Origin of the sequence: Pedobacter sp. SAFR-022, from assembly GCF_051965375.1 — a bacterium.
GTDB lineage: Bacteria > Bacteroidota > Bacteroidia > Sphingobacteriales > Sphingobacteriaceae > Pedobacter.
The window spans coordinates 15,026-29,353 of sequence record NZ_JBQCME010000012.1 but is presented as its reverse complement, the minus strand read 5'-3'; the positions used below and the strand labels follow the sequence as shown (position 1 = coordinate 29,353).

General features: G+C 44.4%; 11 protein-coding genes and 1 tRNA gene. 8 read left to right on the top strand and 4 right to left on the bottom strand.

Going from position 1 to position 14,328, the window contains the following annotated elements; all coding sequences use genetic code 11:
- Positions 1 to 365: 365 nt before the first annotated feature.
- From ACTHQF_RS17395 to ACTHQF_RS17380, 4 genes are all read left to right on the top strand, one after another.
- A complete protein-coding gene (locus ACTHQF_RS17395; protein WP_440432185.1) occupies positions 366 to 2,138 on the top strand; it encodes a S8 family peptidase in 1,773 nt (590 codons plus the stop codon).
- Positions 2,139 to 2,216: 78 nt separating this feature from the next.
- Positions 2,217 to 2,798, top strand: a complete 582-nt coding sequence (locus ACTHQF_RS17390) for an SRPBCC family protein (RefSeq protein WP_440432183.1) — start codon at positions 2,217 to 2,219, stop codon at positions 2,796 to 2,798.
- Positions 2,799 to 2,816: 18 nt separating this feature from the next.
- Positions 2,817 to 3,044, top strand: a complete 228-nt coding sequence (locus ACTHQF_RS17385) for a hypothetical protein (RefSeq protein ID WP_440432181.1) — start codon at positions 2,817 to 2,819, stop codon at positions 3,042 to 3,044.
- Positions 3,045 to 3,187: 143 nt separating this feature from the next.
- On the top strand, positions 3,188 to 4,255 hold the full coding sequence (locus tag ACTHQF_RS17380; RefSeq protein ID WP_440432179.1) for an SDR family oxidoreductase: 1,068 nt from the start codon (positions 3,188 to 3,190) through the stop codon (positions 4,253 to 4,255).
- A 38-nt stretch (positions 4,256 to 4,293) separates the two neighbouring features.
- On the opposite strand, the gene ACTHQF_RS17375 is transcribed toward ACTHQF_RS17380, so the two are convergent.
- The 3 genes from ACTHQF_RS17375 to ACTHQF_RS17365 all read right to left on the bottom strand — a co-directional run bounded on the left by ACTHQF_RS17375 (position 4,294) and on the right by ACTHQF_RS17365 (position 5,190).
- Positions 4,294 to 4,749, bottom strand: a complete 456-nt coding sequence (locus tag ACTHQF_RS17375; RefSeq protein ID WP_440432177.1) for a nuclear transport factor 2 family protein — start codon at positions 4,747 to 4,749, stop codon at positions 4,294 to 4,296.
- A gap of 45 nt (positions 4,750 to 4,794) precedes the next feature.
- Complete coding sequence (locus ACTHQF_RS17370) at positions 4,795 to 5,001, bottom strand: hypothetical protein (RefSeq protein ID WP_440432175.1); 207 nt, start codon at positions 4,999 to 5,001, stop codon at positions 4,795 to 4,797.
- Between the two features lie 112 nt (positions 5,002 to 5,113).
- Positions 5,114 to 5,190, bottom strand: a tRNA-Met gene (locus tag ACTHQF_RS17365).
- 108 nt (positions 5,191 to 5,298) lie between these two features.
- Between ACTHQF_RS17365 and ACTHQF_RS17360 the strand changes: the two genes are divergently transcribed.
- The 3 genes from ACTHQF_RS17360 to ACTHQF_RS17350 all read left to right on the top strand — a co-directional run bounded on the left by ACTHQF_RS17360 (position 5,299) and on the right by ACTHQF_RS17350 (position 8,590).
- Positions 5,299 to 5,679, top strand: coding sequence for an START-like domain-containing protein (locus ACTHQF_RS17360; RefSeq protein ID WP_188624774.1), 381 nt, complete (start codon positions 5,299 to 5,301; stop codon positions 5,677 to 5,679).
- A 29-nt stretch (positions 5,680 to 5,708) separates the two neighbouring features.
- Complete coding sequence (locus ACTHQF_RS17355) at positions 5,709 to 7,142, top strand: LptF/LptG family permease (RefSeq protein ID WP_440432173.1); 1,434 nt, start codon at positions 5,709 to 5,711, stop codon at positions 7,140 to 7,142.
- Between the two features lie 236 nt (positions 7,143 to 7,378).
- Positions 7,379 to 8,590: a bifunctional 3,4-dihydroxy-2-butanone-4-phosphate synthase/GTP cyclohydrolase II gene (locus ACTHQF_RS17350; RefSeq protein WP_440432172.1), complete on the top strand. Its 1,212-nt coding sequence runs from the start codon at positions 7,379 to 7,381 to the stop codon at positions 8,588 to 8,590.
- A 1-nt stretch (position 8,591) separates the two neighbouring features.
- Here ACTHQF_RS17350 and ACTHQF_RS17345 read toward each other — a convergent pair whose 3' ends face one another.
- A complete protein-coding gene (locus ACTHQF_RS17345; protein WP_440432170.1) occupies positions 8,592 to 13,127 on the bottom strand; it encodes a translocation/assembly module TamB domain-containing protein in 4,536 nt (1,511 codons plus the stop codon).
- 78 nt (positions 13,128 to 13,205) lie between these two features.
- On the opposite strand from ACTHQF_RS17345, the gene tsaD reads away from it, so the two are divergent.
- Positions 13,206 to 14,207, top strand: coding sequence for a tRNA (adenosine(37)-N6)-threonylcarbamoyltransferase complex transferase subunit TsaD (gene tsaD, locus ACTHQF_RS17340; RefSeq protein ID WP_440432169.1), 1,002 nt, complete (start codon positions 13,206 to 13,208; stop codon positions 14,205 to 14,207).
- Positions 14,208 to 14,328: the final 121 nt, after the last annotated feature.

The window sequence follows — 14,328 nt, the reverse complement described above, 5'->3', positions numbered from 1 at the left end:
ACCAGAGCCGATGGTACTGCGGTAACACGTGGGAGAGTAGGTCGGTGCCAAATCTTAAAGAAAGCCTGTAAGTTAAAACTTGCAGGCTTTTCTTGTTTATACGGGTTTTTAGATTTTCTTAGTCCAATTAATGAGCCGTGGATGCCTCTTATAAGTTCTAGTGTTAAGATAATGTTATTCAACCTTCTCAGATAGGAGAAACTGATTGATTTCTTCTATGACCTACTGGTATTTCGGCCTCGGGTTCCTTTTAATTATCTTCGGGAATGTTACCTTTATTTTGTATCATCTGCAAGTTGAACTGCGTTTAAGTTCTTGCTTACAGTAGGCATTATTTTTGGTTAGGCTAACACACAAATACATAGATGAGATATAAATTAATATGGTTATTGCTGCTCTGCTGCAGCATTGGTAGTCAGGCACAAGACAAGAAGGTTAAGTTACCTGAAAACTGGTTTAATTTAGATGTTGTTGAAAGTGGTTATTTCGGCATCAGTACCGAAAAAGCCTATAAAGAGTTGCTCCATAGCAAAAAAGCTAAACAGGAAGTAATCGTAGCCGTAATTGATGGCGGTGTAGACATCAATCATGAAGACCTGAAAGGTAAGATCTGGACGAATAAAAAGGAGATTCCCGGTAACGGCATTGACGATGATGGAAACGGCTATGTCGATGATGTACATGGATGGAACTTCATTGGTTCTAAGAAGGGGAATCTGGTTTATGACAACCTGGAACTGGTAAGAATTTACCGGAAGCTTAGCCCTAAATATAAATCAACCACCAGCACCAAGAACCTGGACAGCCTGAGCAAGGAAGAATTCGCATTATACCGGCGCGTAACTGCCGAACTCGGTAGAAAATATGATGATGCTGACCAGAATTACCGGGTTCTTTTCGCTATTAATCAACTTCTGGACTCCGTAGCTTCAGTGACTAAGAAAAAGATGCCTTCACTTGAGGACATTGAGGCTTATAAGCCCGGGGACGAGATTGAAGAGCAGGTTAAAAAGATCATTCGTAAAGGTAGCAGAGAAAGTGGCGGTTATCCCGAGTTCTATAAAGACATTAAAAAGGCTTACGAAGGTACCGAGATTACACTCAAGTATAATTTGAATCCTAAGTATGACGTTCGTGATAGTCTGGTTGGTGACGATTATGCTAACGGACGGGAGCGCAATTATGGAAACAACGATGTAATGGGCCCGCGGGCGGAACATGGCTCCCATGTGTCCGGGATCATCGCGGCGAACCGTGCGAATAACATTGGGATAAAGGGTGTGGCAGAAAGTGTGTTGATCATGCCTATCCGTGTGGTTCCAGAGGGTGATGAGCGCGATAAAGATGTTGCGAACGGCATCCGATATGCGGTAGACAATGGTGCAAGGATTATCAACATGAGTTTTGGTAAGAACTTCAAATGGGACAAAGCTGTAGTTGACGAAGCTATTAAATACGCGGAAGAAAAAGGTGTGTTACTGGTTCATGCTGCCGGTAATGATAACCTGAACAACGATAAGGCAGATGTTTTTCCAACAAAGTATTACGATAGCGAGGCTTCCGCAGCATATTACAAGAAGGTCAAGAAACCTATTGAAGATCTTTTTACGCCACCGCCACTGCGTGGTCAAGGTAACCGGATGCCATCCAGACCGGATCCACGATTGAATAGAGGTAAGGGGCCGCTTAAGCCCTTGCTGGACACTACAAAATTTGATCTTCCACATGCAAAAAACTGGATTGAAGTAGGTGCAAGTGCCTATAAAGAGGATGACGAACTTAAAGCATCCTTTTCCAACTACGGGAAGTACACCGTAGATGTTTTTGCACCGGGATTCATGATCAATTCAACTGTTCCGGGATCCAAATATGAGGAATTTGATGGTACAAGTATGGCTGCGCCAGTGGTTTCCGGACTTGCTGCATTGATCTTAAGCTACTATCCCGAGCTAACGGCGCTGCAGGTGAAAGACATCATTCTTAAATCTGTAAGAAAGGTGGATCGTAAGGTCAAACATCAGGATGGAAAGGGGGCGTCCGGCAGGATTCTGTTTTCGGAGCTATCCCGTACAGGCGGAATTATTAATGCTTACAATGCGATGAAACTGGCTGCTGAGATGACGCAGCACGCAAACTAAAAGGTTGTGCGATACAGTTTTATTTAGAATTTTAACACAATATTTTCTGAAGGATGTTTTAATAAGAAAATCATCTTTATGGAATCTAATGGACAATCGACATTGCATGCCAATAAAACCTTTCAAGCTCCTGTAGAGGCTTTATACAAGGCATGGACAGATGCTGAACAATTGACACAATGGTGGAAGCCGATGGGCTTAACGCTGATCCAGGTGGAGAATGAAATGCGTGAAGGTGGAAAGATCGCTTACCAGTTTGAAGGGCAGGAGGGCACAAGCCTGAAAATAGATGGCAGCTACCAGGAAGTTGAGCCGCATAAGCGCCTTGTATATACCTGGAACTGGCAATTGCCTGATGAGAAATTAAACAGTGCGTACAAGCTGGAAGTGCTGTTTGAAAGCTCAGATTCGGGTAGTAGCATAAGCATCAGTCAGCTGGAAGATGAACAGCAGGAATCTCTAAAACCAAAGGCATCTGCCTGGGATGAGGAGCTTTCCAAACTTGCATCTTTCCTGGAGTCTGGCCATTGGAATGATGATGCGCCACAGCAGGGTCAGTCTGGTGTTTCCAACGCCCAGCAACAGGATGCCAGCAGTTCTGCTATGGACCAGGAAGGTAAACCTGATTATGGCAGTCAGAATCCGGTACAAGATCAATAATAACCTAAACCCTTATATATGAAAAGATACTTTTTCTCCTTGCTGGCGGTAGCCGCAATCGGATTGGCCGCCTGTGGTAGCTCCCCTGAAAATAATGATGCTGCAGCAGATAGTACCATCAACGATACCACATCATTTGATACATCATCTTCAGATTCACTCCAGTTGGTGGATAGTGCAGTTAAAGAGAGTACTGATCGACTAACCGTAGATTCCAGCGGTGGCTTACAACCGGTCAAGAAGTAGATAAATATGAATATAGCTTTCAAAGCGTCGGTCTGCATTGCAGGTCGGCGCTTTTCTTTCTCTGCGCCTGTTCCGCGTACCCGGCCACTCCGCCTTTAGTAATTAACCGGAAACAAAATCTCCTCTGTATCGTTGCTTATAACATGAATAATATCGCATTAATTGTAGGTGCCAGCGGCATCACCGGTAGCAATCTTGCTGAAAAGCTGATTGCTGAAGGTTGGATTACGTATGGACTTGCTCGAAACCCAAATACAGAGATGCAAGGATTGCATCCGGTACAAGCCGATTTATTATATGTGGATAGCTTGGAAAAAGCTTTGGCATCGATCGCGCCTACGCACGTTTTCATCACCACATGGATGCGTAAAGAAACGGAAGCGGAGAACATTGCGGTAAACAGCAGTATGGTTCGCAATGTCCTGGACGTGCTTTCCCCTAAGAAATCGGTTAAACATGTGGCATTGGTGACCGGGCTGAAGCATTATCTGGGTCCTTTCGATGCCTATGCAAAATCTGGGACGCTTCCGGAAACCCCGGTGAGGGAGGAGCATCCGCGCCTGGAAATTGAGAACTTCTATTACGCACAGGAAGATGAGGTGTATGCGGCAGCTGAACGCGATGGTTTTACCTGGAGTATTCATCGTCCGCATAGTGTGATTGGCAAAGTGGTGGGTAACCTCATGAACATGGGCACTACTTTGGCTGTCTATGCTAGCATATGTAAGGAAACGGGCAGGCCCTTCCGCTGGCCGGGTTCTGAAGCACAGTGGAATGGACTGTCGGACGTGACGGACGCCAGAATTCTTGCAGAACAGCTACTTTGGGCAGCTACTACCGAGGCGGCGGCAAATCAAGCTTTTAACATCAGCAATGGTGACGTATTTCGTTGGAGCTGGCTGTGGAAGCAGCTTGCGGCATGGTTTGATGTTGAGGTTGCAGGCTGGGATGGCGAGGTTCAGCCGCTTGAAGCAGAAATGGCCCGCGACCATGTTCTTTGGAAGGAGATGGCCGATAAGTACAACTTGAAAGAGGCTGATCTGGTGCGCCTGGCTTCTCCATGGCACACCGATCTGGATCTAGGCCGGCCTATAGAGGTGATGACAGATATGTCGAAAAGCAGGAAATTGGGCTTTACGGCCTATAAGGCTACGAAGGATTCTTTTTACGAGTTGTTTGAAACCCTGCGCGCCGAGCGGATCATACCTTAATGGTATGGTATAAGATGTTTATGCAGGGTGGAAGGTAGTTATTGTTCCACCGCGGCAATTGTAGCTTGCCGGGCAATGGCCTTCCAACTTCCATTTCGTTTCATCCAGATGTTCGTGTATCGTCTGGTGAGCGCTTTGCCCGCATGATCGGTAACGCCCTGGGCCCTGATCTCCTCCCGGCCCATCACAATAGCGATGTTGTCAACAATGGAAACCTTTTCTATGATGCGATCAAAATGTTCGTAATTGAGCTTCCCATTGCGAATCAGGGTTGCCACATCGTTTTTGGTGACCACCTGGTTTGCAGGGTTATTTACAATGAATTCTGGTGCCCAGAGTTTATTGAACAGGGTAGTCGTATCACCCTTTAGAACAGCTTGAACCTCCAAGGCCTCCAGCTGTCTGATCTGTGACTCTGTTGCTTTCTGAGCGGATAAGCTCAAGGGCGCAGCTAAAGTAAGTAATAGCAGGATTGGTGTTTTTAAATTTTTCATAACGCTTGAATTTCTTTAATGCGGGTTGATGGCCGCTGCTTTTAATCAGTAGCCCCGCGTTTGCGTATCACTTTCGTGTTTGTTGATGCCAGTAACGCGCCCCAGCGGATCGAAGGTGAGGCACTGCTCTGGTTGCGGATAATACACTTTGCGGGGACTCACATCCGTACCCTGGAAGTTGAAATGTAGCAGATGATACCTCCTGACATACCCACTTAGGTGTGTGGCAGCAGTAAACAACCGGTATATCATAAGGCTGAATTAATAAGTTAAGATATTAAAAATCAGCCTGGTAACGAGTTGCTTTAAGATTTAAATCCATAAAAAAAGCCAATATAACAGTTTAATGTTATATTGGCTTTCCTGGTAGCGGGGAGCAGGATCGAACTGCCGACCTCAGGGTTATGAATCCTGCGCTCTAACCATCTGAGCTACCCCGCCGGGCATTATGGTTATTTTTTAAAGAGTTGCAAATATAGAATAAATTACTTTTCTTTAGAAAGAAAAAAATTAAAATTGTTCGATTAAATTCAGGAAGAGGGACTTACAATGTCAGAAAAGAAGAAATTTACGTTAGAGTACGAGTTAAAATCGTCACCGCGTATCTTATTTAGCTTTATAAGCGAACCCAATGGACTCTCGCAATGGTTTGCTGATGATGTATTGTTCCGTGATCAGGTTTACACTTTCAGCTGGGATGGGGAAGTGCAAAAAGCGAAGCTGCTTAGCATAAAAGAGAACAGGCTCGTGAAATTCAAATGGCTTGAAGATGATCCGCATTGTTATTTCGAAATGGAGATCGTGCAGGACGAGCTAACCAATGATGTTGCACTGTCGATTACCGACTTCGCGACGGATGAAACTTTAAACGAACGTACCCAGATCTGGGACAACCAGATTACCTATTTACATAGCGTGATCGGTGCCTGATATTAAACACCTTTGCGTACCTTTGCATCTTGAAAAAGATTCATATTCTATTGATTAATGCCTTTGTAAGGCCTTTCATCGTCACGTTCTTTGTGGTGATGTTTATCTTGCTCATGTTTTTCCTGTTTAAGTACGTCGACGATTTAATCGGGAAGGGTTTTGAATGGTATGTAATTCTGGAACTGATGTTCTATGCCTCTGCAGCCCAGGTAGCTATGGCACTTCCACTAGCGGTACTCTTATCTTCAATCATGACCTTCGGTACCCTGGGGGAGAACTATGAGCTTGTAGCGATAAAATCTGCAGGTGTTTCGCTTCAAAAAGCAATGATGCCCTTGTTTGTTGTCATCATCATGCTCTCTGTGAGTGCTTTTCTCTTCTCTGAATACATGCTTCCAAAGACCAATCTCAAGTTTGGTTCTTTGCTCTGGGACATCCGCAATAAAAAGCTCGCTTTCCTGATTAAGGAAGGGGTGTTCAACAACAGTATTCCTGGATACAGTATTCGCGTGGATAAGAAATGGGACGATGGTCGCCTTGAAGGCATCATGATCTATCAAGCGAACGACAAAAACGATATCGCCAACATCATCATGGCCAAAGAGGGCACCATGAATAAAACGCCTGATAATAACACCTTGCTTTTGAAGCTTAAAGATGGCGTACGTTATCAGGAATCCCCGGGCAAAAATTCCTACTATAATCCCCGTCAGGAACTATATCGCATACGCTTTAAACAAACGGATGTTCCGTTTGACCTCTCTAGCTTTAAGATGAATAAGACGGATGAGAATAGCTTCAGGTCCAACAATGCGATGCTAAACTTGAAAGGTCTGGTCCATAAAAAGGATTCGCTGACCAAGGAACTGGATAGCCTAAACAAAGTTGCGAAAGAGAACATCGGCAGCTATTACAAGCAAAACAACTACACTAAGGGTTATACCAAGGTTAAAATTAAACCTATCGTTGTAAAAGGCGATGTCATGAATAAAATTCCAAAAGATGAACGTGCAATGGTGGCTCAAAGTGCGCTGGATATCGCGAATGCCGTTCATCAATCTGCTGTTGTGCGTAAAACGGAGCACCAGGAGAAATCGATAAACTTGATCAAAATCGATATCGAATACTGGAAGAAGTACACGCTTGCGGTGTCCTGTATATTGCTGTTCTTTATTGGCGCACCGCTTGGCGCCATTATCCGCAAAGGCGGTATGGGCTTACCGGTAGTGATGGCTGTAATTTTCTTTTTGATCTACCACATCATTTCTACCGTATCCGAAAAATCTGCGGTACAAGGTAACCTGCAGCCGGTTGCGGGTGCATGGATGGCCATTATACTGCTGAGCCCGCTCGCAGGTTTCCTGACGTATAAAGCAACGGTTGATTCTGCACTGTTTGATGCCGGATATTACAAGAGCTTAGTGATCAATCTTTTTAAAAGGAAAAAGAAGATTGCTGGGTAGGGTATCGCGTACAATCTGTTTCAATCGGCTGTTAAAATAGCAGCACTAACTAAAGGGATTGCAGGTACAAACAGCAGCCATTCTATTTGAAAATAGGTGTTGATTTTCTTCAAAGGATTGATTACTTATCTGTGATATAAATTGCCCGAAAATATCTTTTAAGGTTGTAACTTTGTATAGGTTCTAAATTGGTCTGGTTGGTTATAACCAGCATTTAGTACTTTAAAAATCTAACAATGGACATCAAGTTAAATACGATAGAGGAAGCCGTTCAAGACTTAAAAGCTGGTAAAGTAATTATAGTTGTAGATGATGAAGACAGGGAAAATGAGGGTGACTTCGTAACCACTGCTGCGAATGCCACGCCAGAGGTGATCAATTTCATGGCAACTTACGGCAGAGGTTTAATCTGCGCAACCTTAACTGAACAGCGTTGTGATGAGCTTAACCTCGAGTTGATGGTTGGAAAAAACACTGCTGCTTACGAAACGAATTTCACGGTATCTGTCGATCTGATTGGCCATGGTTGTACTACTGGTATTTCTGCTTCCGACCGTTCAAAAACCATAAAAGCTTTAATAAACCCGAATACAGATCCCAAAGACTTGGGCAGACCAGGCCACATTTTCCCGCTTAGGGCAAAAGACGGTGGGGTACTACGCCGTTCAGGACATACAGAGGCCTCTGTTGATCTTGCAAGATTAGCGGGTATGGAACCTGCTGGTGTACTTGTAGAGATCATGAAGGATGATGGTGAGATGGCGCGTCTTCCAGATCTGATAAAAATCGCAGAACAGCACCAGCTGAAAATTGTAGCGATTAAAGATTTAATCACTTACCGCCTGTCTAAAGAAAGCATGGTTATTCCGGAAGTTACCGTGAACCTGCCTACAGAATTTGGTGAATTCAAGATGACTGCTTACACTCAGATTGACAACAACGCTACGCACCTTGCTTTAAGTAAGGGTACCTGGGCGGAAGATGAGCCTGTACTTGTGCGTGTGCATAGTTCATGTATGACTGGCGATATCTTCGGATCCTGCCGCTGTGATTGCGGACCGCAATTGCATAAAGCCATGGAGATGATTGAACGTGAAGGTAAAGGTCTGATTGTTTACATGAATCAGGAAGGCCGCGGTATTGGTCTGGTAAACAAACTACGCTCTTACAACCTGCAGGATGCTGGTTTTGATACCGTTGAAGCCAACATTAAACTCGGTTTTAAAGGAGATGAGCGCGACTATGGCGTAGGTGCACAGATCTTGCGTGCGCAAGGGGTAACTAAAATGAAATTAATGTCTAATAACCCAACAAAACGTGCCGGCCTACTTGGTTACGGATTAGAGATCGTGGAGAATATTCCGATTGAGATTCAAAGCAACGTGCACAATGAACAATATCTCAAAACTAAAAGAGATAAAATGGGTCATCATATTATGAAAGGCTAAGCTATTTTTTCCTTTGTCTATCTTCAAGAACAGCCTCTGTATTCAGGGGCTGTTCTCGTTTAGGAACTTCCCTGTCGTTGTTCCGGGCGCTGGTAGATCCATTTACTGGTACCTGTCTCGCTTCCTTCTCTCTGGCGGCTTTCTCCTTTTCCTGCTGTGCTTTCTTCTCTGCAGCTTCTTTCTCTGCCAGCTCCTGTGCCGCTTTCTTTTGTTGATTACGTCTGAATTCTCCGGTTATTTTCTGCAGAAATTCCTTGAAGGAATCGAATTGCTGGGTATAGATCAGGCCGAGTGATGTGACGTTGTTGTTGTACTGGTTTATTCCCGAATTGACAAACAGGTTTTGCTGCGTTGGGGGTTTATTTGCAAGCTTACCAACCAGGGATCCATCTTTTTTGATGAGTGCAAGTACTTCCACCTCACCACCTACATTGTTTTTGGAAAATCCGATAAGGGCAAGGTCATTGCTGCTTCGTCTGTCAACAATACCTGCGTTTAACACAATCCGTTCGTTGAAGAATTTAAAGGATGCATTGGCTTCGCTTAATGATCTGATGTTGATATCGACGAAGTCTAGATTTAGAGAGGAAAGCACATTGTTGAACTGGTTGAACAGCAATTCTGTCGCGGTGCTCGTGACCCCTGAAGTTAACTGTTCGCCGAGATCGGCACCAGTTCCCGGCGCAAAGCTCCTTCTGATGATCAGACTCAATGCCTGCAGGTTCATGTTGTTCATGTCGTTGAAGTAGGCCTGGAATTCCTCTTTAATCCCTGGATTGGATGGGAAGAAGATGTCCAGTTTGATGTCTGGTTTAAGGAGTAGTCCTGATAGACCCATCTCAACCTCTGTAAGTTCCCGATCGTTTCCAGTATTGTTAGTCGTTCTGTTTGCCGCTGTATACAGCTCGCCCAGACTTGCACGAAGGGAGTAAATGGCCTTAAGTTGGATTTGTGCGTTCAGCGGATTTCCAGTCCATCGGATACTGCCGCCCTGCCTGATGGTGAACTTCTTGTTAATAACTTCCTGGGCGGTAAAGTCGAAGTTACCGGACTCAATGATATAGTCGCCAGACATCTCGAAGTCGCCGTAGCTATTGATTTCCAGGTTCAGGTCTGCGTTACCTCTGCCACTGAGATTGCCCAATGTTGTAAAGATATTGGCCGTTGTATTTGGATCGATGGAAAGCTTGAAGCTCATGGTTAAACCTTCGAACGTGGTGGCCTTTTTAACCACCTTAGCGGTGTCTTTAGGTACAAAGGTGATGAAGTCTTTACTGGAGACCGTTTCCGAGCTGTTGAGTGGCAGATTGAAGATGGTTCCTTTTTCCGCTTTGGCATCTATACCGATGAACATCTGGTTTACTGGTCCTTTGAACCGGAAGTTTCCTGATGCGAAAGCCTGTCCAAAGTACAGCGGATTGTCTTTAGAACTGGTATTCAGCGCCATGAAGTTCTGCGCGTCAATGTCGATATTCAGCACTGGATTGCTAATGTTATTTAAATCCACCGAGCCATTTGCAGTGGCAATGTTGCCATTAATGTCCTTCAAACGCAGGTCATCAATCCGGATAACGCTGTTATCAACCTCTACCGATTGTGAGATTGTATAAGCGGTCTTAAGGTAATTTACGGTGAGCTGTGCCTGGTTTAAACCGATCTTACCATTAATTTCAGGTTTCTCGAATGAACCGCGCACTTTGATGTCGGAAGAGATGCTGCCTTTCAGGTCAGAAACTAGATTCTTCACGAAAGGTTCCAGCACAGCAAGCTTACTTTCATTCATGATTACATCCAGATCTATCTGTTTTTCTGCAAGGTCGAGCTGGCCATCTAACTTAAAGGTCTCCGCATCGTTTGTAAATATCCTGGTGTAGATGTTTGCTGCTTTTTTTGTACCATCGAATGAGGAGGTGTCGACCAGGCTGCCGATGTAAGTCTCATTAAACATGAGTGAGTCAATCCTCAGGCTGTCGCTAATCTTCGGCGAGGCCAATAGGCTGGCAAACCTGGTATATCCATTCGCTTTTCCATACAACTTAATGCCCAGCGTTTTCACGAAGGGATTAAGTGTTTCCAGGCTAAAGTCTTTAAGGCCGAGGTTCAGCAGATCGGCCGGGTTTTTAGAAAGGCTACCGTTGATGCTTAACATCTGGCTACCGTTTGTAAGTTCAAAATTCCTGATCTCCGTTTTGCCGTTGGCAAAGTTGATCCTTACCTTTTCTTCAATTTTCCAGTCCTCGTTATTTATTTTCACTAGTGAAGGTAATATACTGACCCTGGCTGTCGTATCACCAGCAAATTCTACCAGCCCATTTAAGTCAAGTTGGTTGACATCGTCAGCGTTCGATAGCTTGATGTTTAAGGCAAGGCTGTCATTGCGCAGCACGTTAGATATATTGACGTTCTTGATGTACAAGCTGTCATTAAGGTCCACACGGTCTGAGGTGATGATGGCCTGTAGCTGGTTAGTGGTGGTATTTTCATCCAGGATCAAATTGTTGACCGTCACCCCTTCATATTTGATCTTGCGTACGAAGCCGTTTAGCGTCGCAATGTTAGCTTTGGAGTTGAAATTACCAACCAAAATCGCCTGGTCCTCAATCTCCAGGCCTGGTGCTACCAGCTCTGCAATTGGTTCAAAACGTTTCACCAGGAGGTTGAACTCAAAGATCTGATCGTTGTATTTAGTCGAAGAGGTTTTCAGCGAGGGGATGTAGGTCTTTGCCAGCGCCTGGTAATAGGCGGGAATAGAGTTGAGGTCATATTGGCCTTTAATACTTGCATCAAAAATATCGGAGCGGATGGAAAGCGTACGATCCGTACCCAGGCCTGCAGCGTTCAGCTCCAGGGAGTCGACATTGTAGACCCCTTTAGGGTTGGTGAGCTTGACGTGCGATATCAGCAGGTTCCCTTGAATATTATTCAGGTTGTTTCCGCTGAAATTGGTGGCGAATACTGCATCTACTTTCAACGAATCCTTAATGAGCTTGATAGACTTCAACTTTGCCTCCTTCAACGTCGCGTTGAAGTTGAACACCGGCAGCTTTGGATTTAGATCCACGGTACCATCAAATAGCAGGTTGATGTTTTTGTCGTTTAGCTTCAGACTTCCATCGAATAGTTTTTTATCGAAGGTTCCATTTACGACGGCATTCCGGAACCGGTAATTGTTAAAGTCAATATAGTCGATCTTTCCGTTGACCTTTTCTTTGAGGCTTTGAATTTCCATGCCTACACCTTCAATATTTACGCTGGCAGACACACGGCCGAGAGATGCCTCATCCAGAAGTTCGCCAATGTTGAAGTCGTAGCTTTTGACATTTCCGGAATACGAGGGAATGCCTTGTTTACTGATCTTCATATTTACATCTGATACCAGGCGGCCAAGTTTAGTCTTAAACTCCCCGTAAGCGATGAAATCATTTTGGAAGCCGGTAAAGCGGCCATTGAAATTCACATTGCCAAATTTCGAAACGATTGCAGGTATAACCTTTACCGACTTGCCCGTGGTCCTCGTAAATAGCTCATCCAGGTCCTTTTTATTGGTGCCCAACATGTCGACCTTCAGGTCCATGTAGGTGTCGTTAAGGTAGGGCAGCCCTTTCACTACGAAGTCGCCCTTGATGTAGGTTGCCTTACCGGCCCTAACCGATAGTGCCTTTGCATCCAGGCTTTTTACCAGACCATCAATCCGCCCATCAATATCCAGGCTTAGGTTCATCTCCGAAACTTGAGGAGCAAAGTATGCGATGTCCTTCGAAGACAGGTGACTATCCTTAAAGTTCGCCTTCATACGTACTTTGTTGATGTAGTCATTAAAGTCATTGAAACTCTTAAACTTCATCCGAAAGTAGTCCCTTAATCTACTTTCATTAGTTACCAGTAAAAGCTTCTGCAGTTCGATCTGATTAGAGTCTATTGTTGTAAATGCAGAAAGGTTCTTCAGGTAAAACCCGCTTTTCTCTTTGAAGGTCAGGTTTTTGATGTTGGCCTGCATCAGGTGATCCGTGGTGTTCAACTGCTCGAATATGCCATTCAGTGCAGATAAATGCACATCATCGAAGTTTACCCCTTGAACCTTAGCCAATGATTTCTGGTTTACATAGCGGAAACCGACATTGTTGAGGATCACTCTTCCAAAAGTGATTTTATAAGGAGCTTTCTTCTTTTTTGGTGTTGTAGGTTGGGCGCCCGAATCGAAGTAATCTATGATAAAATCCAGGTTGCTCTTACCGCTTTTGTATTGTTTGAGGTAAATGATACCGTCGTTTAATTGTACGGTGTTCACGTCAACAATGCGCTTTTTCAAGGATAGCTGGTTCATGTCGACCATGAACTTGGGCATGCTTAGCAAGGTGTCTTTTTCCTGATCAAGCACGACCAGGTTTTCCAGTACTACAGACTTGAAAGGTTTCAAATATAACCCTGTGACGGAGATGCTGGTATTCAGCTCTTTCGACAGGTATGCCGCTGCTTTTTTCGCGACATACGTCTGTACCGGTTTAAACTGGAGGGAGAATAAAAGAACAGCAACCAACAGTAAAACCGATGCAATCAGCCAAAGAATTATTTTTAATAGTTTTTTGATATTTTTGTAGCTTAATAAATAAAAATCGTGTCTATAATTCTTGCTATCGAGTCTTCGTGTGATGAAACATCCGTTGCTGTCTGTAACAACGGTAAAATTACGTCCAATGTTATAGCAAACCAAACAATTCACCAAAATTATGGCGGTGTAATCCCCGAACTTGCATCCAGGGTTCATCAGCAAAATATCGTGCCTGTAATCCATCAGGCGCTGCTTGATGCGCAGGTTGACAAAAAAGATATTGATACTGTCGCTTTTACCCAAGGGCCAGGCTTATTGGGTGCTTTATTGGTGGGTGTTTCCTTTGCAAAGTCCTTTGCGCTGGCGCTTGATGTGCCTTTAATCTCTGTGAATCATATGCAGGCCCATATCCTTGCGCACTTCATCGATGACCCTAAACCGGCATTCCCATTCCTATGCCTCACGGTATCTGGTGGACATACCCAGATTGTTCTGGTGAAGAACTATTTCGATATGGAGATCGTAGGGGAAACCCTGGATGATGCCGCGGGTGAGGCCTTTGATAAAACAGCCAAGATCCTGAACCTGCCATATCCCGGAGGACCGTTGATCGATAAACATGCCAAGCTTGGAAATCCTTTAGCCTACAAGTTCCCAGTGCCACAGATTAAGGACCTGGATTATAGCTTCAGTGGTTTTAAAACCGCTATCCTGTACTTCATCAGGGATCATGTAAAAGTGGATCCAAACTTTATTACGGAAAACTTGAATGACATCTGTGCCTCTGTTCAACATAGCATTGTACAAATCCTATTGGGTAAGCTGAAGAAAGCAGCGGTACAATACGGGATTAAGGAGATTGCAATTGCCGGCGGTGTATCCGCGAACTCTGGCTTGCGTGCAGCATTGAAACAGATGGAAGAGGACTTAGGTTGGAAAACATACATTCCGCAATTTCAGTACTGCACTGACAATGCAGCCATGATCGCGATGGCTGCGCATTACAAGTACATCAACCAGGACTTTGTTGGCCAGGATGTTGCGCCACTATCCAGAATGCCTTTCTAGGATGTATTACATAAGGTTTATTTATAACAAACCTGATCCATATACCTTAAAGCCAAACAGCCCTGCACTCATCATGCAGGGCTGTTTATTTTAATAATAGCATTATGCTAATGCCTTTATT